The organism is Vibrio sp. SSH13-20, from assembly GCF_040104475.1.
Lineage (GTDB): Bacteria > Pseudomonadota > Gammaproteobacteria > Enterobacterales > Vibrionaceae > Vibrio > Vibrio harveyi.
The window spans coordinates 44,763-66,369 of the sequence record NZ_JBECOU010000010.1 but is presented as its reverse complement, the minus strand read 5'-3'; the positions used below and the strand labels follow the sequence as shown (position 1 = coordinate 66,369).

20 protein-coding genes are annotated in these 21,607 nt (G+C 46.9%); 14 read left to right on the top strand and 6 right to left on the bottom strand.

Features of this window, described 5'->3' with window-relative positions; all coding sequences use genetic code 11:
- The first annotated feature begins 165 nt into the window (after nt 1–165).
- The 11 genes from ABMY42_RS23450 to mgtE all read left to right on the top strand — a co-directional run bounded on the left by ABMY42_RS23450 (nt 166) and on the right by mgtE (nt 8,950).
- Nucleotides 166–1,131 carry a calcium/sodium antiporter gene (locus ABMY42_RS23450; RefSeq protein ID WP_005444395.1) on the top strand — a complete coding sequence of 322 codons (966 nt, stop codon included), beginning with the start codon at nt 166–168 and terminating at the stop codon, nt 1,129–1,131.
- 35 nt (nt 1,132–1,166) lie between these two features.
- The gene (gene kdsD / locus ABMY42_RS23445) at nt 1,167–2,138 is read left to right on the top strand and encodes an arabinose-5-phosphate isomerase KdsD (RefSeq protein ID WP_349266853.1); all 972 of its coding nucleotides are present in this window, start codon (nt 1,167–1,169) and stop codon (nt 2,136–2,138) included.
- 90 nt (nt 2,139–2,228) lie between these two features.
- The gene (gene lptC / locus ABMY42_RS23440; RefSeq protein ID WP_349266852.1) at nt 2,229–2,792 is read left to right on the top strand and encodes an LPS export ABC transporter periplasmic protein LptC; all 564 of its coding nucleotides are present in this window, start codon (nt 2,229–2,231) and stop codon (nt 2,790–2,792) included.
- Nucleotides 2,773–3,267: a lipopolysaccharide transport periplasmic protein LptA gene (lptA, locus tag ABMY42_RS23435; protein ID WP_005444389.1), complete on the top strand. Its 495-nt coding sequence runs from the start codon at nt 2,773–2,775 to the stop codon at nt 3,265–3,267. The genes lptC and lptA overlap by 20 nt, the downstream gene beginning before the upstream one ends.
- A gap of 1 nt (nt 3,268) precedes the next feature.
- Complete coding sequence (lptB, locus tag ABMY42_RS23430) at nt 3,269–3,994, top strand: LPS export ABC transporter ATP-binding protein (RefSeq protein ID WP_005444387.1); 726 nt, start codon at nt 3,269–3,271, stop codon at nt 3,992–3,994.
- Between the two features lie 50 nt (nt 3,995–4,044).
- Nucleotides 4,045–5,511 (top strand): RNA polymerase factor sigma-54, encoded by a 1,467-nt coding sequence (locus tag ABMY42_RS23425; RefSeq protein ID WP_005444386.1) that lies wholly within the window; start codon nt 4,045–4,047, stop codon nt 5,509–5,511.
- A gap of 24 nt (nt 5,512–5,535) precedes the next feature.
- Nucleotides 5,536–5,823 carry a ribosome hibernation promoting factor gene (gene hpf, locus ABMY42_RS23420; protein WP_005444384.1) on the top strand — a complete coding sequence of 96 codons (288 nt, stop codon included), beginning with the start codon at nt 5,536–5,538 and terminating at the stop codon, nt 5,821–5,823.
- A 2-nt stretch (nt 5,824–5,825) separates the two neighbouring features.
- The gene (ptsN, locus tag ABMY42_RS23415) at nt 5,826–6,272 is read left to right on the top strand and encodes a PTS IIA-like nitrogen regulatory protein PtsN (RefSeq protein ID WP_005444382.1); all 447 of its coding nucleotides are present in this window, start codon (nt 5,826–5,828) and stop codon (nt 6,270–6,272) included.
- Between the two features lie 14 nt (nt 6,273–6,286).
- On the top strand, nt 6,287–7,150 hold the full coding sequence (rapZ, locus tag ABMY42_RS23410; RefSeq protein ID WP_005444380.1) for an RNase adapter RapZ: 864 nt from the start codon (nt 6,287–6,289) through the stop codon (nt 7,148–7,150).
- A 2-nt stretch (nt 7,151–7,152) separates the two neighbouring features.
- Nucleotides 7,153–7,428, top strand: coding sequence for an HPr family phosphocarrier protein (locus ABMY42_RS23405; RefSeq protein WP_005442213.1), 276 nt, complete (start codon nt 7,153–7,155; stop codon nt 7,426–7,428).
- A gap of 166 nt (nt 7,429–7,594) precedes the next feature.
- The gene (gene mgtE, locus ABMY42_RS23400; RefSeq protein WP_005444378.1) at nt 7,595–8,950 is read left to right on the top strand and encodes a magnesium transporter; all 1,356 of its coding nucleotides are present in this window, start codon (nt 7,595–7,597) and stop codon (nt 8,948–8,950) included.
- Nucleotides 8,951–9,033: 83 nt separating this feature from the next.
- On the opposite strand, the gene pmbA is transcribed toward mgtE, so the two are convergent.
- Nucleotides 9,034–10,377: a metalloprotease PmbA gene (pmbA, locus tag ABMY42_RS23395; protein WP_069218935.1), complete on the bottom strand. Its 1,344-nt coding sequence runs from the start codon at nt 10,375–10,377 to the stop codon at nt 9,034–9,036.
- A 110-nt stretch (nt 10,378–10,487) separates the two neighbouring features.
- On the opposite strand from pmbA, the gene yjgA reads away from it, so the two are divergent.
- Complete coding sequence (yjgA, locus tag ABMY42_RS23390; RefSeq protein WP_005444375.1) at nt 10,488–11,012, top strand: ribosome biogenesis factor YjgA; 525 nt, start codon at nt 10,488–10,490, stop codon at nt 11,010–11,012.
- 65 nt (nt 11,013–11,077) lie between these two features.
- On the opposite strand, the gene ABMY42_RS23385 is transcribed toward yjgA, so the two are convergent.
- The gene (locus ABMY42_RS23385; RefSeq protein ID WP_069687490.1) at nt 11,078–12,040 is read right to left on the bottom strand and encodes a D-2-hydroxyacid dehydrogenase; all 963 of its coding nucleotides are present in this window, start codon (nt 12,038–12,040) and stop codon (nt 11,078–11,080) included.
- A 32-nt stretch (nt 12,041–12,072) separates the two neighbouring features.
- The gene (rluA, locus tag ABMY42_RS23380; RefSeq protein WP_349266851.1) at nt 12,073–12,825 is read right to left on the bottom strand and encodes a bifunctional tRNA pseudouridine(32) synthase/23S rRNA pseudouridine(746) synthase RluA; all 753 of its coding nucleotides are present in this window, start codon (nt 12,823–12,825) and stop codon (nt 12,073–12,075) included.
- 238 nt (nt 12,826–13,063) lie between these two features.
- Here rluA and ABMY42_RS23375 point away from each other — a divergent pair, with 238 nt between their 5' ends.
- Entirely contained in the window at nt 13,064–14,329 is a 1,266-nt protein-coding gene (locus tag ABMY42_RS23375; RefSeq protein ID WP_105067007.1) for a divalent metal cation transporter, read from the top strand.
- Nucleotides 14,330–14,428: 99 nt separating this feature from the next.
- Here ABMY42_RS23375 and rapA read toward each other — a convergent pair whose 3' ends face one another.
- Nucleotides 14,429–17,338 carry an RNA polymerase-associated protein RapA gene (gene rapA / locus ABMY42_RS23370; protein ID WP_349266850.1) on the bottom strand — a complete coding sequence of 970 codons (2,910 nt, stop codon included), beginning with the start codon at nt 17,336–17,338 and terminating at the stop codon, nt 14,429–14,431.
- Nucleotides 17,339–17,874: 536 nt separating this feature from the next.
- Here rapA and ABMY42_RS23365 point away from each other — a divergent pair.
- Nucleotides 17,875–19,251: a PhoH family protein gene (locus ABMY42_RS23365; RefSeq protein WP_005444370.1), complete on the top strand. Its 1,377-nt coding sequence runs from the start codon at nt 17,875–17,877 to the stop codon at nt 19,249–19,251.
- Between the two features lie 70 nt (nt 19,252–19,321).
- Here ABMY42_RS23365 and tldD read toward each other — a convergent pair whose 3' ends face one another.
- Both tldD and ABMY42_RS23355 read right to left on the bottom strand, forming a co-directional pair.
- Nucleotides 19,322–20,767: a metalloprotease TldD gene (gene tldD / locus ABMY42_RS23360; RefSeq protein WP_005444369.1), complete on the bottom strand. Its 1,446-nt coding sequence runs from the start codon at nt 20,765–20,767 to the stop codon at nt 19,322–19,324.
- A gap of 11 nt (nt 20,768–20,778) precedes the next feature.
- The gene (locus ABMY42_RS23355; RefSeq protein WP_349266849.1) at nt 20,779–21,600 is read right to left on the bottom strand and encodes a carbon-nitrogen hydrolase family protein; all 822 of its coding nucleotides are present in this window, start codon (nt 21,598–21,600) and stop codon (nt 20,779–20,781) included.
- Between the last annotated feature and the right edge of the window lie 7 nt (nt 21,601–21,607).

Genomic DNA, 21,607 nt, shown 5'->3' with positions numbered 1-21,607 from the left:
CCATTCCAGAATAGCCGTATTCCAACAGACAAGTGAATGAGCAACAATTAAACACAATTTCGTTACTAACCTTTAATTTATTTGTTGTTTATCTTCCATTTTTGGCCGCAAAAGGTCAAAATTAGCGGTTACTCATTTCACTTATTTTATTACTTAGGAATCATCATGCTCGAAGCCGTTGCGTTGCTTATCGTCGGTCTTGTTTTACTTGTTTGGAGTGCAGATAAACTTGTTTTTGGCTCTGCTGCTCTGGCCCGCAACGTCGGTATTTCACCTCTAGTGATCGGTATGACAATCCTAGCAATGGGTTCATCTGCGCCGGAAATGATGGTTTCGGCGACAGCAGCATGGGATGGAAAAACCGATACTGCCGTTGGTAACGTATTGGGTTCCAACATTGCCAACATTGCTTTAATCCTAGGTATTACAGCGCTTATTAAGCCCCTTTCTATCAGTTCTGCAGTTATTCGCCGTGAACTGCCTTTGATGATAGCAGTAACCGTATTGGCGGGTATTTTGCTATGGGATAGCCATTTAGGTTTTTACGAAGGCGTGCTGCTGTTCATTCTGTTTGGTGGATTCTTGTTTGCAATGTTGCAAATTAGCCGTAAAGAGCAAAAAGCGGGTGATGCGTTTGTTGAAGATCAAGAGTCTGAAGTACCAGAAGGCGTGAGCAACTCAAAAGCGGTGATGTGGGTAGTGATCGGTCTGATACTGCTTCCTTTGGCAGCAAGTATGTTGGTTGATAACGCCGTGATCATTGCGAAGTACTTTGGCATGAGTGACCTCGTGATCGGTTTAACCATTATTGCCATTGGTACTAGTCTTCCTGAGCTGGCAGCTTCTCTTGCTGGTGTTCTAAAGGGCGAAGACGATATGGCAGTTGGTAACATCATCGGCTCAAACGTATTCAACATTCTTGCGGTAATGGGTCTACCGGGCATTATTAATCCATCAATGCTAAGCGAATATGCAATGGGGCGTGATTTCTGGGTAATGCTGGGTGTATCTCTACTACTTGTAGCGATGTGCTTGGGTAAATCTCGTAGCATCAACCGCATTGAAGGTGGCATTTTGTTTGTGTGTTTCTTGGCTTACCAAGTTTACCTATTCGCAAACATGGCTGCTTAATAACATAATAAGTAAAGACAAATTGGAGCACTGATATGTCCACTCAATTTGATTTTCGCGCTGCTGCTAAACAAGTACTCGATATCGAAGTGAAAGCACTACAACAGCTAGACCAATACTTTGATGCGCAGTTTGAGCAAGCTTGCGAATTGATTCTTTCCAACAGCGGCAAGGTTGTCGTGATGGGTATGGGCAAGTCAGGTCACATTGGCAACAAGATTGCCGCTACGCTTGCAAGCACAGGTACCTCTGCATTTTTCGTTCACCCAGGTGAAGCGGCTCACGGTGATCTCGGTATGATCAGTGCTGGCGACATTGTTATCGCCATTTCAAACTCAGGTGAATCGCATGAGATTTTATCTCTGTTCCCTGTTTTGAAACGCTTGAACATTAAGATCATCAGCATGACAGGTAAGCCGGAATCTAACATGGCGAAACTGTCCGATCTCCACTTGCAAATTACTGTACCAAAAGAAGCTTGTCCGCTTGGTCTTGCTCCAACCAGCAGCACCACGGCAACGTTGGTTATGGGCGATGCACTGGCAGTTGCACTTCTCCAAGCTCGAGGGTTCTCTGCAGAAGATTTTGCGTTATCACATCCAGGTGGCGCACTGGGAAGAAAATTGCTGCTTAAGCTGTCTGATATTATGCACTTTGGTAATTCGCTACCAAAAGTGTCACCAGATGCTTTAATTCGTGACGCACTGCTTGAGATTTCGGAAAAAGGCTTAGGCATGACCGCTATCGTCGATGAGCACGATGCTATGCTTGGTATATTCACTGATGGCGATTTACGTCGTACGTTAGATAAACGCATTGATATCCATACCACAGCCATTGGTGATGTGATGACGAAAAATCCAACTACCGCCCATCCTGAGATGCTGGCAGTAGAAGGCTTAAACCTGATGCAAGACAAAAACATCAATGCTCTGATCTTGTGTGATGACAATAAAATTGTCGGCGCACTGAATATGCATGATTTATTAAAGGCTGGCGTGATGTAATATTGCGTCACCAAAAAGACTTAACGATTGATTTAACAGATTAAGGCAATGGTCAGGGAAGTACTGAGCTAAGATAAAGGCCTTTATTTTATGAGTTTTACTCGCCTTATTTATTTGCTCTTGATTTTTGTTGTTGCGTGGTGCGGTTATTACCTCATGACGCCAAAAAGCAATGAAAATATCCAAGTAGCACCAAATTTAGAACTGCCTATGTTCAGTGGTACTGGACTAGAAAACATCACTTATGGTGAAGATGGTGTCCGCAGTTACATCATCCGTTCCACTAATTTGGATCATTATGCCAAAAGTGGAGACACGATATTTAAGAGCCCAACACTCATGGTGTACCGCGAAGGTAGTGTGGTTGAGTGGAAGGTGACTGCAACCAGAGCAGTCTTAGATGAAGACCAAATTCTGACGCTGTACGACAACGTGCTAATGCAAAACCTTTTGCCTGGTGCAAGTTTCGATACCATGGCGACAAACAAATTGGTGATTAATCTAACCAATCGTGATTTTAAAGCCGATCAACAAGTGATGTTGGTTGGACCGCAATTTGAAACTACTGGGGGCGCAATGCAGGGCAACTTAAAGGCTCACACTGCGACTCTAACTGATGAAGTTCAAGGTCGATATGAAACCGTTACACCTTAGCCTATTGGCATTGGTTTTAGCAGCGCCACAAGCGTTAGCACTTAAGTCGGATACACAACAGCCGGTTTACATTAATTCAGACACTCAACAAGTGGACATGAAGAGTAATCAGGTGATCTTCAAAGGGGATGTATCGCTTAAGCAAGGTAGCATCAATATCGATGCTGATAGAATCGTGGTGACTCGCGATCCTAAAACCGAGTCTATCAAACAGATCCAAGCATTTGGCAAACCAGCTACCTTTTCTCAGTTAATGGACGATGGCAAAACGCTCAGTGGTCAGGCGACTGAGTTAGACTACCGTATTTCTACTGATGAATTGACCATGAAAGGTCAAGCGCAACTGGCTCAAGACGGAAACACCATCAAAGGTTCGTCAATTCGTTACCAAATTGGTCAACAGAAGCTAGTCGCTGACAGCTCGAAGGATGAGCGCGTAACAACCATCCTGCAACCGAACCAAGTCGAGAACTAATATGGCAGTACTAAGTGCAAAGAACCTTGCTAAAAGCTACAAAAAACGCAAGGTGGTAACTGATGTAAGCCTTGAAGTAGAGTCTGGCCAGATTGTTGGTCTATTGGGTCCTAACGGTGCGGGTAAAACCACATCGTTTTATATGATCGTTGGCTTGGTACCACGTGACGAAGGCACCATTACAATCGACAACCAAGACATCAGTATTCTGCCGATGCATAGCCGCTCTCGTATGGGTATCGGTTACCTGCCACAGGAAGCCTCCATCTTCCGTAAGCTGTCGGTTGAAGACAACATCATGGCGGTTCTGGAAACTCGTCAAGAGTTAACGCGAGAAGAGCGTCAAGATAAGCTGGAAGATTTGTTAGAAGAATTCCACATACAGCACATACGCACCAGTGCGGGTATGGCACTATCGGGTGGTGAGCGCCGCCGTGTAGAAATCGCGCGAGCACTAGCTGCTAACCCTCAGTTCATTTTGCTGGATGAACCATTTGCGGGTGTTGACCCGATTTCGGTTAACGACATCAAAAAAATCATCGAACACCTGCGCGATCGCGGTCTTGGTGTATTAATCACTGACCACAACGTTCGTGAAACCTTGGACGTATGTGAAAAAGCCTATATCGTAAGCCAAGGACATCTCATCGCATCGGGAACTCCGGATGAAGTTCTCAATAACGAGCAGGTGAAACAAGTTTATCTCGGCGAACAATTCCGTCTATGATTACATTAGGAACGGTAAGATTCTGAGCATTACAAGGTAAGTAACACTGAATGAAACCTTCATTACAACTCAAGCTAGGTCAACAGTTAGCCATGACGCCGCAGCTGCAACAAGCTATCCGTTTGTTGCAATTGTCGACGCTCGATCTTCAACAAGAAATTCAAGAAGCGCTGGATTCCAACCCGCTATTGGAAGTTGAAGAAGGTCACGATGAACCTCAAGTAAATGGTGAAGATAAGTCAGCATCCGAAGCCGCTGAAGCCAGTGCCAACGACACCTCAGAACCCGATCTTCCAGACAGTTCAGACGTGATTGAAAAATCTGAAATCAGTTCTGAACTAGAAATCGATACCACCTGGGATGACGTTTACAGCGCTAACACTGGCAGTACAGGTCTAGCGCTTGATGACGACATGCCGGTCTACCAAGGTGAAACCACTGAATCACTGCATGATTACCTCATGTGGCAATTAGATCTCACGCCTTTCAGTGAAACAGACCGCACCATCGCACTCGCGATCATCGATGCTGTCGATGATTATGGCTACCTCACTCTTTCTCCTGAAGAAATCCATGAGAGCTTCAATAATGAGGAAGTCGAGTTAGATGAAATTGAAGCAGTGCGTAAGCGTATTCAACAATTTGACCCGCTTGGTGTTGCATCCCGCAACCTACAAGAATGTTTACTGCTGCAATTAGCGACCTTCCCAGAAGATACGCCGTGGCTAGCAGAAGCGAAAATGGTATTGAGCGATCATATCGATCACCTTGGTAATCGCGACTACAAGCTAGTCATCAAAGAGACTAAGCTTAAAGAAGCTGACCTGCGTGAAGTCTTGAAGCTAATTCAACAACTTGATCCTCGCCCAGGCAGTCGCATCACACCGGATGACACTGAATACGTCATTCCAGATGTGTCCGTATTTAAAGATCATGGTAAGTGGACCGTATCCATTAACCCTGACAGCATTCCAAAACTAAAAGTAAATCAACAATATGCGCAGCTAGGCAAAGGCAACAGTGCGGATAGCCAGTACATTCGCAGCAATTTGCAAGAGGCAAAATGGCTGATTAAGAGCCTAGAAAGCAGAAACGAGACGCTTCTCAAAGTTGCAAGATGTATTGTTGAACATCAACAAGATTTCTTCGAGTATGGTGAAGAAGCCATGAAACCAATGGTACTAAACGATGTAGCATTGGCAGTGGACATGCATGAATCAACGATTTCTCGTGTGACAACACAGAAGTTCATGCACACACCACGTGGCATTTTTGAATTGAAGTACTTCTTCTCTAGCCATGTTAGTACAGACAATGGTGGAGAATGTTCGTCCACAGCAATTCGTGCTCTCATCAAGAAACTGGTCGCAGCGGAAAATACCGCTAAACCTTTAAGTGATAGCAAGATTGCTGCTCTTCTGGCTGACCAAGGGATTCAAGTCGCAAGACGAACGATTGCGAAATATCGCGAATCCTTGGGTATCGCCCCTTCAAGTCAGCGTAAACGCCTACTTTAAGGCACCAACTGAAAAGGAAAGTCTATGCAAATCAATATTCAAGGCCATCACGTTGATCTTACCGATTCAATGCAAGACTATGTTCAATCTAAGTTTCAGAAGCTCGAAAGGTTCTTCGACCACATTAACCAAGTTCACGTGGTACTAAAAGTTGAAAAACTTGACCAAATAGCGGAAGCTACACTCCACATAAATCAAGGCGAAATCCACGCGTCATCGAACGACGAAAATATGTATGCAGCAATTGACTCGCTGGTGGATAAATTAGTTCGTCAACTTAACAAGCACAAAGAAAAACTAAACAGTCATTAATCATGCAACTGAGCGAGATACTGTCACTGGACTGCACCAAAAGTGCAGTCCATTGTACAAGTAAGAAACGTGCCCTAGAGATGATCAGTCAAATTGTTGCTGAGAACACGGGTCAAGATTCTACGGAACTGTTTGAGTGTATGCTCAGCAGAGAAAAAATGGGTAGTACTGGTATCGGTAACGGTATTGCTATCCCCCACGCAAGAATGCAATCAAGCGACAAAGCCATCGCGGTGTTACTTCAATGTGACGAGGCGATTGAGTTTGATGCTATCGACAATCGACCTGTCGACCTTCTTTTTGCTCTCCTTGTTCCAGAAGAACAGTGCAAAGAGCACCTCAAAACATTATCCTCTATGGCAGAGCGCCTAAGCGACAAGCAAGTACTTAAGAGCTTGCGTAACGCTCAGAGCGATGAAGAACTCTACGACATTATGATTCATCAGTAATCAGGACGATCACCATGCGATTAATCGTTGTTAGTGGGCACTCTGGTGCCGGGAAGAGTGTTGCTTTACGTGTGCTTGAGGACTTGGGCTACTATTGTGTAGACAACCTACCAGTTAACTTGCTTGATGCGTTTGTTCAATCGGTTTCCGATAGCAAACAGAACGTGGCAGTAAGTATCGATATTCGCAATATCCCTAAGAAACTCAAAGAACTGAACACCACACTTGAAAAGCTAAAAGCTGAACTGGATGTGACAGTACTTTTCTTAGACGCCAACAAAGAAACTCTACTCAAGCGCTACAGCGAAACTCGTCGAATTCACCCACTGTCACTTGGCAGCCAGTCGCTCTCTCTTGATCAAGCTATCGAACTTGAGCACGACATCCTAATGCCGCTAAAAGCCCATGCAGACTTAGTGTTGAACAGTAGTGGTCAATCTCTTCATGACCTTAGCGAAACGGTACGCATGCGAGTTGAAGGCAGGGAACGCAAAGACTTGGTGATGGTGTTTGAATCATTTGGTTTCAAGTACGGCTTGCCATCAGACGCGGATTACGTGTTCGATGTACGCTTCCTACCAAACCCACACTGGGAGCCAGCACTGCGCCCTCTCACTGGTTTAGACGCTCCAATCGGTGCGTTCTTGGAGCAGCATCAGTCTGTACTTGACCTGAAATACCAAATTGAGAGCTTCATTGAGACTTGGTTACCTCTACTAGAGAAAAACAACCGCAGCTACCTTACAGTTGCGATTGGTTGTACTGGTGGCAAGCACCGCTCGGTTTATCTCACTCAAAAAATCGGTGAGTTCTTTGCTGATAAAGGACACCAAGTACAAATTCGCCACACTTCATTGGAAAAGAACGTTAAGGAATAACGGTGGAAATAAGTCGTAAAGTACTGATCCAAAACCGCTTAGGGTTGCACGCTCGTGCTGCGGTTAAACTGGTAGAGCTGGCGCAAAGCTTCGATGCGGTGATCACCATCGACAACGAAGAAGACAAAACCGCGACCGCAGACAGCGTCATGGGGTTGTTGATGCTGGAGTCCGCCCAAGGACAATACGTGACTATCCACGCAACTGGCGACCAATCCGAGCAAGCTCTTGATGCTGTTTGCCATTTGATTGAAGATAAGTTTGATGAAGGCGAGTGATTCACTCGCTTTTTTATTATCTATAGCCAGATATCCCACATAACTTTCACCTCCTGCTTAAATTCCGATAAATAATTTTGTCGACTTTCATAAGTTGTTATTAAAAGGTGCCTAGAATTAAGTTATTATTCAAAGCATTGTAAATATCAGGAATTAGGAGGAATGAATGGCAGAGCAAATAGAATTCGACCAAGCTCACCAAGCCCTCCAAGAAGTCACTGAAGCACTGGAAAACGGTCGCTTCGTCCATGTTCGTCGCCAACTGCAGGACATGGAACCTGAGGATATCGCCCACCTTTTAGAAGCTTCGCCGCGTAAAAGTCGTGAGGTTCTTTGGCAACTTACCGACCCAGAAGATTACGGTGAGATTCTTGACGAGCTGAACGAAGACGTTAAAGACAGTCTTGTGTCCAAAATGGCTCCTGAAGCGCTTGCAGAAGCGACGGAAGGCATGGACACCGATGACGTGGCTTACGTCCTACGTAGCTTGCCTGACGACGTCTCACGCGAAGTTCTGTCTCAGATGGATTCAGCGGATCGTCTACGCGTCGAAACCGCCCTATCCTACCCTGAGGATACCGCGGGTGGACTGATGAACACCGACGTAATCACCATTCGTGGTGACGTTGATGTGGATGTAGTCCTGCGTTATTTGCGTATGAAAGGCGAACTGCCTGAAGCAACTGACGCACTATACGTGATTGATGATGACAGCAAACTGATTGGTGAACTACCGATCACCACGCTGATCACCACGCAACCTGATGTCAAAGTCAGTGAAGTGATGGAAGACGCCGACGATGCAATTACAGTTGATACCAGTGACTCTGACGTAGCAAGCCTGTTTGAACGTCGTAACTGGGTATCAGCTCCGGTTGTGGATGAAAACCAGCATCTTGTCGGTCGTATCACCATCGATGACGTAGTCGACGTTATCCGTGAAGACGCTGAACACTCAATGATGAGTATGGCGGGTATGGACGACGACGAAGATACCTTCGCGCCTGTGGTAAAGTCTGCTCGTAAACGTAGTATTTGGCTTGGTGCCAACGTACTTGCCGCACTGGCAGCCGCTTCTGTCTCCAACATGTTTGAAGCGACTCTAGACCAAATGGCTGCGATTGCTGTCCTAATGACCATCGTGCCTTCAATGGGTGGTGTAGCAGGTAACCAAACCGTTGCACTTGTAATCCGTGGCTTAGCTCTCGGTCATATCGGTGACTCGAACAAACGCGAACTCTTGATGAAAGAGGCGGCTATCGGCTTGCTAAACGGCATCATGTGGGCGCTGATCATCGGTGGTATTGTGGTTGCCTGGAAAGGAAACTGGATGCTTGGTGGGATTATCTCGGCGGCCATGCTAACCAACCTGCTTGTGGCAGGTATTGCGGGCGTTACCATTCCAATCCTACTCAAGAAAATGAACATCGATCCAGCTCTCGCTGGTGGTATGGCTCTGACCACAGTAACGGACGTAATTGGTCTATCAGTCTTCCTCGGTCTCGCAACCTTAATGATTTAAGCTGTGTAGCGAACCGCCAATAACGAGCAATAAAAAAGCCTGATGAACACATCAGGCTTTTTCGTATCTAGCGGTTAGCAAGCTTATTCACCAGCAACCTTCATGGTATCCAACAAGATAGAACCAGTTTGGATTTGCGAGCGTGTTTCTACGTCGCTGCCCACAGCAATAATCTGGTTGAACATGTCTTTCAAGTTACCCGCAATGGTAATTTCAGACACTGGGTATTGGATTTCACCGTTCTCAACCCAGAAACCCGCTGCACCGCGAGAGTAATCGCCAGTTACAACGTTTACGCCTTGACCCATAGTTTCTGTTACCAGTAAACCTGTGCCCAGCTCTTTTAGCATTTGCTCGAAATTTTGACCTGTCGACTTCACATACCAGTTATGGATACCACCAGCGTGACCCGTTGGGTCCATCTTCATCTTGCGAGCGGCATAGCTAGTTAGCAAGTAGGTAGCTAAAACACCATCGGTGATGATTTCACGATCTTGCGTGTAGACACCTTCGCTATCGAATGGGCTTGAAGCTAACCCACGTAGTACGTGCGGACGCTCAGAAATGTTGAACCACTCCGGCAATACTTGCTTACCAAGGTGATCCAATAGGAAAGAAGATTTGCGGTACAGGTTACCACCGCTGATTGCCATCACTAGGTGACCAATCAAGCCTGTCGCTACGTCCGCAGCAAACATCACTGGGTATTTGCCCGTCTTAAGCTTTTGCGCGTCAAGGCGACTGATGGTTTTCTCTGCCGCTTTGCGGCCAACCATTTCTGGTGACCAAAGATCGTCACGATGGCGCGCAACGGTATAGCTGTAATCGCGTTCCATCTCGCCGTTTTGACCCACGCCAATCACACAACAGCTAGTGCTATGACGGCTTGATGCGTAACTTGCTAACAAGCCATGGCTGTTACCGTAAACCTTAACGCCGTAGTGACTATCGTAGCTCGCACCATCGCTTTGCTTAATTGCGTCGCTGTAGTTCAGCGCTTCTTTTTCAGCTGCGATAGCGACCTGCGCTGCGTAGTCTGGATCAGGAGCATCTGGGTGGAAAAGGTCTAAGTCTGGCACCTCTTTCACCATGTATTCTTTTGGAGCAGGACCTGCGAACGGGTCTTCTGATGTGTATTGAGCGATGTCTAGTGCTGCTAGAACGGTTTGCTCAATAGCAGCTTCGCTCAAGTCAGATGTGGAAGCACTGCCTTTACGTTGACCACGGTAGACAGTAATGCCTAGTGCGCCATCGCTGTTGAATTCAACGTTTTCCACGTCACCCATGCGAGTGGAAACACTCAAACCCGTACTCTTGGTGATTGCGACTTCAGCGGCATCAGACTTCGCCGCAGCGATTTCTAGTGCACGTGAAACGGCTTGTTCTAGCTCGGTACGTTGCTCAGCAACCTGCTGTTTAATATCCATTGTCTTTCACATCATGTATTCGATGCACAATAGAATAACAAGAATTTCGCTTTCTCCCCACGATTCTTGTTAAAATAGTCATAATATTAATCAAAACACAGGCAACTGAAATGGCACGTAAGAATCAAAAAGCGCCATGGGAACCAGAAGAAGAGATCATCTGGGTTAGTAAATCCGAGATGAAGCGAGACATGGAAGAGCTGCAAAAGCTTGGTGAAGAGCTAGTTGGTCTTAAGCCGGCGGTTCTAGAAAAGTTTCCATTGAGCGAAGAACTGCGCGAAGCGGTTGCTGATGCACAACGCTTTAAAAACGAAGCACGTCGTCGTCAGCTACAACGCATTGGTAAGCTAATGCGCTACGAAGATCCAGAACCAATTCAAGCGGCACTGGATAAAATCCGCAACAAGCACTCACAAGCGACAGCTGCTCTGCACAAGCTAGAAGCGCTGCGTGACCGCGTTGTGGAAGAAGGCGATAAAGCGATTGATGACGTAATGGAATTGTACCCAGAAGCGGATCGTCAACGTCTACGCCAACTTGCTCGCCAAGCAGCAAAAGAGAAGAAAGCCGGTAAACCAGCAAAATCTTACCGTGAAATCTTCCAAATTCTGAAAGCATTTGAAGAAGAAATGTAATTCAACGCTTAAGAAAGTAAAAAGCAGACCTGTGAGTCTGCTTTTTTCATGCCTATTTTCAGGTATTACGCCAAGCGATTGAGGCTTTCACCACGCTCAAAGGCGTTAATATTCTCAATCAAGATCTCAGCCAAACGCTGAATCGATGAGTCACTGCCCCAAGCGACGTGTGGCGTTAACAATAGATTGGGTAAGTGCATATTGGCAACCAACGGATTACTCTCATCGGCGGGCTCTTGGGTAAAGACATCAAACCCTGCACCAGCAATCTCACCTTGTTTTAAGCTATCCACTAAGGCTTGCTCATCTACCAAGCCACCACGTCCGGTATTAATCAAAATTGATGTTGGCTTCATCTGCTTAAGTTCCGCTTCGCCAATCAAATTACGTGTTTCATCATTCAATGGACAATGCAGAGTGATGGCGTCCGCTTGATTTAGCATTTCAGTAAAAGAGACATAGCCTTCTCGGCACTCGGTTACGCCTTTGCGCTCCGCAAACACCACGTTCATACCTAACGCTTTCGCTAATTGTGCCGTCGCCAGACCTAATGCGCCGCTGCCAACCACCCCCAAAGTGCTACCTGCAACGTCCCCAATTGGATGCGTAAAGAAACAAAACTGTTTATTACGTTGCCACTCGCCTGCGGCAATGTCTTGATGATAACCAAACAAGTTGCGGCGCAAGGCAAAAAGCATCGCAATGACGTGTTCAGGCACCGAGCGAGTCGCATAGCCACGCACGTTGGCGACCGCAACATTGTGCTCAGCGCAATAATCAACATCGACATTATTAAAACCCGTAGCCGCGACAGCAATCATCTTGAGGTTGGGAAGTTGAGAGAGAACGGTTTGGTCGAGCATCACTTTGTTGCTGATCACGATATCTGCATCAGAAAGGCGTTCAACAACTTGCTCAGAAGAAGTCAGATCGTATTCCACCCAATCATGGGCAAAGCTTGGACGAGGAACTTGAATTTGAACGGGAATAGTCGCGCGGTCGAGGAAGACCACTTTAGGCAGTGACATAACAACTCCTTGTTCACTGCCTAAAGGTGAATTTATGGACGTGGCAGTGTTTTGTAATCTGGTAATTTACGCGCTGGGTCGAAATAGTCAAAGATCATCGCTTCCGCTTCCGGGTAAAAATCACAAGGAACAAAAATGCTGCGCAGCCAATGGCATTTCGGATGGTAAAAGCTCAACTCAGCGGCGTGCAGTTCTAGGCGCTTGGAGAAAGCTTTTGCTTCTTCAGTTGCGTAAAATTCATCCCCCACAATCGGGTGACCTAATGCTTGCATGTGGACACGCAATTGGTGTGAGCGACCGGTGATAGGTAGTAAACGTACAATCGTCGTCTTCGCTCCATCAGGATGCTCTTCTCGCTTCGCCACTTGGAATAGCGTCTTAGAAGGTTTGCCATCTTCAAAACACACTTTCTGCAGTGGACGGTTAGGCCAATCGCAAATCAGCGGCAGGTCAATCTCACCTTCTTCTTGCTCTACGTGCCCCCAAACTCGTGCATAGTAGATCTTATGCGTCAATCGATATTGAAACTGCTTCTTTAAAGCACTTTCTGCATGTTTGTTCTTCGCCAGAAGCATCAAACCGGAAGTCGACATATCCAAACGGTGTACCACTTGAATGTCTGGATACTGCTCAGTGAGGCGACTCCACATACTGTCATAGTGCTCAGCGAGACGGCCCGGCACAGAGAGCAGACCGGATGGCTTATTCACAGCCAATATTTGCTCATCTTCAAAAACGACATCAATCCAAGGATCGGTTGGTGGATTGTACTCAAGCATTGCCATGGGCAGGATCTCTACAGAATAAAAACGCGCTGATTATACCCAAGAGCCCTCAAGATGCATGCACAAAACACGTTTAATTTTTTCACCAACAAGGGTCGATATAACTTTTTGAAATAATAAAAATTAACAAGTCAAATCACCAATAAAAATAAATTCAAACCAAGTTGTAAATTTAAATTGACAACCATACTGGGCATGTTACTTATAGTTTATCGTTGATGAACAAGGACAATAACAAATGGAATCGGCAGTACCAGATCAACCCCAATCCAAAATCTCCCAATTTGTACGCTCGTTGGGTCCCGGCATTCTCATGGCTTCTGCGGCGGTGGGTGGCTCTCACCTCGTTGCTTCAACGAAAGCTGGTGCCATTTATGGCTGGCAACTCGCCGTGCTTATCCTGCTAGTAAACCTTTTTAAATACCCATTTTTTCGAGCAGGCGTGCAATACACCATGGGCACAGGTAAAACCTTGGTTGAAGGCTACGCTAAGCTTGGTCGCCCCTACCTGTGGTTGTTCTTGTTTCTCAGCTCCGTTTCTGCGGTGATCAACACAGCAGCGCTTCTGATGTTCAGTGCGAGCTTGTTGGGCTACTTCATTCCATTTTCATTGTCGATGGCATCACTCAGCATCATTGTATTGGTCACGTGCTTGGTGATCCTATTTGCTGGTCATTACAAAGCGCTGGATACGCTCTCGAAAGTCATCATGACAGTACTGACCATTGCGACATTACTAGCAGTAGCGATTGCGTTTGGTAATCCGGTAGAGCCTGTTGCGAACTTTGAATCTCCTTCTCCGTGGTCAATTGCAGCAATCGGCTTTATCGTCGTGACCATGGGCTGGATGCCTGCTCCAATCGAGATCTCTTGTTTAACGTCTGCGTGGCTAAAGCGCCAAACCAGCCAACAAGAAGTCACCGCCAAATCTGCGTTGTTTGATTTTAACGTCGGCTACATTGGTACAGCAGTATTGGCGTTGGTATTTGTATCCTTAGGTGCGTTGATGTTGCACGGCTCAGGCATCGAGCTTAAAAGCTCCGGTGTTGGCTTCTCCCACCAGCTTGTTGGCTTGTACGCTGCGACTATTGGTGAGTGGTCACGCTACCTAATTGCGGTGATTGCGTTCTTCTGCATCTTCGGCAGTACAATTACGGTAATTGATGGATACTCTCGTGTGATTTCAGACTCTCAACGTCTACTGCGCTCACAACCAGAGACTAACCCAAAAGCCACGTCAGCGATCATGCTAATGGTATCGGTCTTGGCATTAGGTATTGTGGTGTTCTGGGCGTCAGCACTGCTACCAATGCTGAACTTTGCCATGGTACTGGCGTTTATGACGACACCGTTCTTTGCGCTACTGAACTACATTTTAGTGAGCAAAACCGACTTACCTGAGCCATTAGCGCTGGGTCGTAAATTGAAGTGGTTGTCGATTGCTGGCTTGATTTACTTATTCGGCTTCTTAGCGCTGTTTATTTGGTGGAAGTGGCTAATGTAATTAGCTACGAGCGATTAACCGAACCGCTGAGATAAACCAAGCTCAGATAAAGAAAAAGGTCTTCAATTGAAGACCTTTTTTCGTGTGTTTGAACGCTGATTAGTTATGGCTGACCACAATCAGACGTAGCGAATCTAACTGAACCTGAGCTCGGTTGATGTAACCTGTTAGCTCTTTGATTTGTTCTTCAATCGATTCAATTTCTTCATCACGGATGTTCGGGTTAACCGCTTTCAGTGCTTGTAGACGCTCAAGCTCGGAATTCAAGCTTTGTTGCATGTCTTGATGCGCTTGCTTGCGAACTTCTTCCACTTTCTGCTCAACCAATGCGTCTCCCGCTTCGATTAGGCTGTGAATATCTTTCTGTACTGATGTCACTAGCTTGCTGCCTAGGTGACGGTTTACCGGGCTAAGCTGACGGTTGAAGCCTTCAAACTCAACCTGAGAAGACAGATCGTTACCACGAGCATCCATCATCATACGAATTGGCGTCTTCGGTAGGAAGCGAGTAATGCCGCTGCGTTTTGGTGCTTGTGCATCCACCGCGTAAACCAACTCAAGTAAGATAGTGCCCACTGGTAGCGCTTTGTTCTTCAGCAGAGAAACCGCAGAGGTACCCACACCTTCGCTCATCAGCAGATCAATACCACCTTGAATCATTGGGTGTTCCCAACTGATGAAGTGCATGTCTTCACGAGATAGCGCTGTATCACGGTCAAATGTGATAGTCGCACCTTCGTATGGCAAGCCTGGGTAGCTTGGCACCATCATGTGCTCAGATGGCGTTACCACAAGTGCGTTCTCGCCTTTGTCGTCTTGGTTCAAGCCAATGGTGTCGAACAGAGACAATGCGAACGTTACTAGGTTTGTATCACCATCTGTCGATGAGATTTTCTCAACAATCTGCTGCGCTTTCTCGCCGCCGTTTGAGTGCATCTCTAACAGACGGTCACGACCTTGCTCAAGTTGTGATTTCAGCTCTTTGTTCATTTTCGCTGATTCTTCAATCACTTCATCAAGGTTTGAAACATCACCAGACGCCAGCATTTCAATCAGCGCATCAGAGTACTTATCGTAAACCGCGCGACCTGTTGGACAGGTTTCAGCAAACGCATTTAGACCTTCATCGAACCAACGCGCAAGGATCGCTTGTGATGTGCCTTTTAGGTAAGGTACATGAATGTCGATATCACGCTTCTGACCGATACGGTCCAAACGACCAATACGTTGCTCTAGCAAATCTGGGTTGAACGGTAAATCGAACATCACAAGCTGGTTAGCAAACTGGAAGTTACGACCTTCTGAGCCGATTTCGCTACAGATGAGAACCTGCGCGCCACCCTCTTCTTGCGCAAAGTAAGCAGCCGCTTTGTCACGCTCAAGAATCGACATACCTTCGTGGAATACGGTTGCACGAATACCTTCACGCTCACGCAGTGCCTGCTCAAGTTGCAGCGCTGTACTTGCACGAGAAGCGATAACCAGCACTTTGTCGCTGCGCTTCTCTTTTACTTTCTCGAGCAGCCAGTTCACACGTGAGTCAAATTGCCACCAGCTTGAATCTTCACCTTCAAATTCTTGGAAGATTTCTTCTGGATAAAGGTTCTTCACCGCGCGCGCTTCCGGTGTCATCTTGCCGCCGATCATGCCTGATACACGCATTGACGTGGTGTACTGCTGCGGAATGTCCATTGGCATTAGATGCACGTTACGCTTCGGGAAACCTTTGATCGCTGCACGCGTGTTACGGAACAGAACGCGACCTGTACCGTGACGGTCCATCAGGTTGTCGATCAGCTCTTGGCGCGCTGACGCTTTCGCTTCTTCATCACTGTCGCTTTCGATAATGCGGAATAGCGGCTCAACGTCTTGTTCAGAAAGCAGTTCTGTAATTTGGTTTTTCGCTTCGTCAGGCAGTTTCTCACCAGAGAACAGCGAAGTGATAGCATCCGCCACTGGTGCGTATTGTTCTTCTTCTTCAACAAATGCGTCGTAATCGTAGAAACGATCTGGATCTAGAAGACGTAGACGAGCGAAGTGACTCTCACGACCTAGCTGCTCTGGTGTTGCCGTTAGCAGTAGCACACCCGCAGTGCGTTCTGCCAAGCCTTCTACCACTTGGTATTCGCGGCTTGGTTTGTCTTGGCTCCATTCTAAGTGGTGCGCTTCATCGACAACCAATAGATCCCACTCGCCTTCTAGCGCTTGCTCGAAACGCTTGCGGCTCTTACGTAGGAAATCCAGTGAACACAGCACGTATTGCTGCGTATCAAATGGGTTTTCCGCTTCTGCGAACGCTTCAATACAACGCTCTTCATCGAAGATAGAGAAGTGCAGGTTGAAACGACGCATCATCTCAACGAGCCACTGGTGTTGCAGTGTCTCTGGCACCACGATAAGGATACGTTCAGCACGACCTGACAGCACTTGCTGGTGGATGATCATGCCCGCTTCGATGGTTTTACCCAGACCAACTTCATCTGCTAGCAATACGCGAGGCGCGTGACGACGACCGACTTCGTGCGCGATGTAAAGCTGGTGAGGGATCAAGCCTGCACGCATGCCACACAGACCACGCATTGGGCTCTTGTGTTGCTCAAATTGGTTTTGTAGCGCACGGTAGCGAAGTACAAAGTTGTCCATGCGATCGATTTGACCTGCGTACAACTTGTCTTGCGGCTTGTTAAAACGAATGTGGTTGCTTAGGAAGATTTCACGCAACACGATCGCCGTTTCTTGCGTGTCTTCACGAGTACCGAAATAGGTGTATAGACCTTCATCTTCCAGTACTTCTTCAACTTTTAATGACCAACCTTCTTGGCAATCGATGACATCACCGACGTTGAACGTTACTCGGGTAACTGGTGCATCGTTACGTGCGTAAACTCGGTTTTCCTCTGATGCTGCAAACATCAATGTCACAGTACGAGCATCCATTGCTACTACGGTACCTAAACCTAAATCGCTTTCCGTATCGCTAATCCAGCGCTGCCCCAAAGCAAATGTCATGAATTGACTACCTCGTTGTTGTTTCTTGTTGGTCTCTACCCATCCCGATGGGCATGGATAATAGTTTAGATCTGATTCTGGCTTCTGCTATGCCAATCGTGCTTGTCATGCCACTTTGTGCTGTGCATTTTTAAGCCAGCTGCACATGATAAATCGGGCGTAGCCTATACGCAGAAAAAGGTCGCTAATCTTACTTGAAGCTGTGATTTAGGTCACGCCGAAACCGCCCAGAGGGGCAACTTTTTTTCCTGAATTAGGAATGCAATCAAATTGTAAAAAACTCATGACAATTATTAAGTTGTAAGAAGTAAATTTTACGTATACTTCTAATGAGGGGCGCTTAGAGTCATCAAGCATGATTTGAGCGCATTAAGTACACGATTAGGATCAACACGGGTTTGCAGTAAGTTGTCTTGCTACTCGGTTGCGCACTAACCGACATTGCCCGACAACCTCTATTGCAAGCAATCAGAGTTAGGAAGACTGTTCCTTCTTAGCTACTAGCCAGCAAAGCCGCGCTGCGGCAAGGAGACGCTATGGGCGATACCGATCGGAAACTGTTTGTACTCGATACCAACATTCTTCTTCATGAACCCTTCGCCATCTTCTCTTTCCAAGAACACGATGTCGTCATCCCAATGACCGTGTTGGAAGAACTCGACCGAATCAAAGACAGTAAACGTGATGTAGCAAGGGATGCACGCGTTGCGATTCGCGCTTTGGAAGATCTGTTTAAAGACGCAACACCCGATGAAATCTCAGAAGGTATTCCAGTTTCTAAAGACAACCCAAGCCAAGGCACCATCTCTATTTTGGCGGACTTCGAATTGCAGGAAACCGTCAAAGCCTTCGCCGACAAAGCCGGTGACAACCGCATACTCAATGCGGTGCTTTATCTGCAAAACAAACGCGCACCACGTGAAGTCGTGCTCGTAACCAAAGACATCAACATGCGTTTGCGAGCCAAAGGCGCTGGCGTACGTTTCGTTGAAGACTATCGTACGGATCAACTGATTGATGATATCCAATACCTCACCAAAGGCTTCCAACAACGTGAAGGTGATTTTTGGAGTGATGTGGATGAAGTTGAGAGTTACGCGCTGGGCGGAAAAACGTTCCATAAACTCAACCGCGAACCGTTCGAGCCGACCTTTATCAACCAATACGTGATTGATGAAGAGAGTGATTTTGTAGGTCGAGTAGAAACCATTAATGAGGATAAGGTTACGCTGCTCGACCTGAGTCGTGAGCGCATGATGCATCGTCGCGCTTGGGACATTACACCGAAAAATATCTATCAAGGCATGGCAATGGATGCCCTGCTTGATCCTGATATTGATTTGGTGATTCTAACCGGTGCTGCAGGTAGTGGTAAAACGCTCCTTGCAATGGCAGCAGCACTAGAGCAAACCATTGAAAAAGGCATGTTCGATAAAATTATCGTAACGCGGAACACGCCAGATATTGGTGAGTCGATTGGTTTCTTGCCGGGCTCGGAAGAAGAGAAAATGATGCCTTGGTTAGCCGCGGTGACCGACACCTTGGAAGCGCTGCACAAGAACGACCATTGCACCGAAGGTTCGATGAAGTACATCTGTGATAAAGCCAACATTCAGTTTAAATCGATCAACTTTATGCGTGGCCGCTCTATCCAGAATGCGTTTGTCTTGCTCGATGAGTGCCAAAACTTAACCGCTTCACAAATCAAAACCATCATCACCCGTTGTGGTGAAGGCACCAAGATTGTGTGCTCGGGTAACTTGGCACAGATTGATTCACACTACCTAACCCCAGTGACGTCTGGTTTGACGTATATGGTAGAACGCTTCAAAAACTTTGAAGGCAGTGCCAATATTCACCTCAATGGTGTGGTGCGCAGCCGCTTGGCTGAATTTGCTGAAGAGAACCTATAGCGAATACCCTCCCCCTAAAAACAAAAGAGCGCTCAATGAGCGCTCTTTTTAATTCTATTTCAGATGAAGTTTACTCAGTACCACCAACGGTAATGGAGTCGAGTTTCAATGTTGGTTGACCAACGCCAACTGGTACGCTTTGACCCGCCTTACCACATACGCCAACGCCTCTGTCGATGCTTAGGTCGTTACCCACCATAGAAACTTGTTGCATTGCTTCGATGCCTGAGCCTATCAACGTTGCGCCTTTCACTGGGCGAGTGATTTTGCCATCTTCAATCAAGTACGCTTCCGATGCAGAGAACACGAACTTACCAGAAGTGATGTCCACCTGACCGCCCCCGAAGTTTGGTGCGTACAGACCTTTCTTCACTGTAGAGATGATCTCTTCTGGCGTGTGCTCACCCGGCAACATGTAAGTGTTGGTCATACGTGGCATTGGTAGATGCGCGTAAGACTCACGACGGCCGTTACCTGTAGGATTCACACCCATTAGGCGTGCGTTCAACTTATCTTGCATGTAGCCCTTAAGCACACCATTTTCGATAAGTGTGTTGTATTGACCGTTCACACCTTCATCATCCACGTTCAATGAACCGCGCAGATCTTTTAGCGTGCCATCATCCACGATCGTACAAAGCGGAGATGTCACTTGCTCACCCATCTTGCCCGAGAACACTGACGACTCTTTGCGGTTGAAATCACCTTCTAAACCGTGACCTACCGCTTCGTGCAGCAATACGCCCGGCCAGCCAGAACCAAGTACCACAGGCATCATGCCTGCAGGTGCTGCTTCTGCTTCTAAGTTCACTAGCGCCATACGAATCGCTTCATCTGCGAATTGGAAGGCTTGTTTCACGCCGTTCGTTTCAGATAGGAAGAAGTCGTAACCGAAACGACCACCACCACCAGCGCTACCGCGTTCACGGCGATCGCCTTTTTCAGCAAGAACACTGATTGATAGACGAACAAGCGGGCGAATATCGCCAGCGTAAGTACCGTCGGTTGCTGCAACTAGCATTTGCTCGTGCACACCGCTGATGCTTATCGACACTTCTTTGATGAGTGGCTCTTTGGTACGAATGTACGCATCCAGAGACAATAACAGTTCAGTTTTTTGTTGCTTTTCCCAGCTTGCTAGTGGGTTTACCGCATCGTAGTAAGCTTGGTTATCAGAACGCTTGAATGCGTGCACTTTGCCGTTTTGACCTTGCTGCGCAATACCACGCGCTGCAATCGCACTTTGCTTCAAACCTTCTAGTTGAATTTGGTCTGAGTAGGCGAAACCGGTTTTCTCGCCTGTGACTGCTCGTACTCCGACACCACAGTCAATATTGAAAGAGCCATCTTTAATGATGCTGTCTTCTAGAACCAGAGACTCATGCCAGCTGGACTGAAAGTAAATGTCCGCATAATCGATCTGGCGCGTCGCAATGCTCGCTAGTGTGTCAGCGATGTCTTGCTCTGTCAGACCGTTTGGGGCAAGGAGTGCCTGTTCTATTTGGTTTATGCTCATAGTTAGCTCTTTTATTTCCGTTTCAATTCATTTTGAAAGCGACTGTGTTGAGTCAGCGGCATATTCTGCCTTACTTGCTGGTTGTGTGACAAATCTATCTCTGCCACCAGCAGTCCTACTTGGTCATTCAATTGTTGGTGAACACGCCCCCAAGGGTCAATCACCATGGAATGCCCCCAGGTTTGACGACCACATGGATGCGTCCCCGTTTGCCCGCAGGCAAGAATCCAGCATTGGGTTTCAATCGCACGCGCTCTTAGCAGTACTTCCCAATGCGCCTCTCCCGTGACAGCGGTAAACGCAGCGGGCACAACGATAACTTGTGCTCCTGCTAAGCGTAGTGCTTTAAACAGTTCAGGAAAGCGTACGTCGTAGCAAATACTTAAGCCTACCGTACCAATATTGGTCTCTGCCGTCACGATGCGATTACCTGCACTAAAGGTATCCGACTCACGATAGCTGCCATGCCCATCGGCTACATCCACGTCAAACATATGCAGCTTATCGTAATGAGCAATACGCTCACCTTGCGGTGAGAAAACTAATGTCGTGGTAGTCACACCTTGTTCAGTGCGAATCGGCATACTGCCGACTATTAGCGTTAATTTATTGCGTTGTGCGATCTCAGATAAACACTGCTGGATAGGACCGTCACCCAAAGTTTCTGCGTTCTGGTGATACGCCTCTCGATTGGCAAACTGCGTAGCGTTTTCTGGTGTCACAACCAGCTTCACACCTTGCTCAGCAGCCAATGCACATTGCTTGGCAATGAAGTCCAGATTCTCCTCGATATCTGGACCTGATGTCATTTGAATGATGCCAACACGTTCCATGTATTCA

What these genes read in the sequence shown, in the direction of transcription:
- ABMY42_RS23450 (WP_005444395.1), top strand. Translation starts at nt 166, where the DNA reads ATGCTCGAAGCCGTTGCGTTGCTTATCGTCGGTCTTGTTTTACTTGTT.
- kdsD (WP_349266853.1), top strand. Translation starts at nt 1,167, where the DNA reads ATGTCCACTCAATTTGATTTTCGCGCTGCTGCTAAACAAGTACTCGAT.
- lptC (WP_349266852.1), top strand. Translation starts at nt 2,229, where the DNA reads ATGAGTTTTACTCGCCTTATTTATTTGCTCTTGATTTTTGTTGTTGCG.
- lptA (WP_005444389.1), top strand. Translation starts at nt 2,773, where the DNA reads ATGAAACCGTTACACCTTAGCCTATTGGCATTGGTTTTAGCAGCGCCA.
- lptB (WP_005444387.1), top strand. Translation starts at nt 3,269, where the DNA reads ATGGCAGTACTAAGTGCAAAGAACCTTGCTAAAAGCTACAAAAAACGC.
- ABMY42_RS23425 (WP_005444386.1), top strand. Translation starts at nt 4,045, where the DNA reads ATGAAACCTTCATTACAACTCAAGCTAGGTCAACAGTTAGCCATGACG.
- hpf (WP_005444384.1), top strand. Translation starts at nt 5,536, where the DNA reads ATGCAAATCAATATTCAAGGCCATCACGTTGATCTTACCGATTCAATG.
- ptsN (WP_005444382.1), top strand. Translation starts at nt 5,826, where the DNA reads ATGCAACTGAGCGAGATACTGTCACTGGACTGCACCAAAAGTGCAGTC.
- rapZ (WP_005444380.1), top strand. Translation starts at nt 6,287, where the DNA reads ATGCGATTAATCGTTGTTAGTGGGCACTCTGGTGCCGGGAAGAGTGTT.
- mgtE (WP_005444378.1), top strand. Translation starts at nt 7,595, where the DNA reads ATGGCAGAGCAAATAGAATTCGACCAAGCTCACCAAGCCCTCCAAGAA.
- pmbA (WP_069218935.1), bottom strand. Translation starts at nt 10,377, where the DNA reads ATGGATATTAAACAGCAGGTTGCTGAGCAACGTACCGAGCTAGAACAA.
- yjgA (WP_005444375.1), top strand. Translation starts at nt 10,488, where the DNA reads ATGGCACGTAAGAATCAAAAAGCGCCATGGGAACCAGAAGAAGAGATC.
- ABMY42_RS23385 (WP_069687490.1), bottom strand. Translation starts at nt 12,040, where the DNA reads ATGTCACTGCCTAAAGTGGTCTTCCTCGACCGCGCGACTATTCCCGTT.
- rluA (WP_349266851.1), bottom strand. Translation starts at nt 12,825, where the DNA reads ATGGCAATGCTTGAGTACAATCCACCAACCGATCCTTGGATTGATGTC.
- ABMY42_RS23375 (WP_105067007.1), top strand. Translation starts at nt 13,064, where the DNA reads ATGGAATCGGCAGTACCAGATCAACCCCAATCCAAAATCTCCCAATTT.
- rapA (WP_349266850.1), bottom strand. Translation starts at nt 17,338, where the DNA reads ATGACATTTGCTTTGGGGCAGCGCTGGATTAGCGATACGGAAAGCGAT.
- ABMY42_RS23365 (WP_005444370.1), top strand. Translation starts at nt 17,875, where the DNA reads ATGGGCGATACCGATCGGAAACTGTTTGTACTCGATACCAACATTCTT.
- tldD (WP_005444369.1), bottom strand. Translation starts at nt 20,767, where the DNA reads ATGAGCATAAACCAAATAGAACAGGCACTCCTTGCCCCAAACGGTCTG.
- ABMY42_RS23355 (WP_349266849.1), bottom strand. Translation starts at nt 21,600, where the DNA reads ATGGAACGTGTTGGCATCATTCAAATGACATCAGGTCCAGATATCGAG.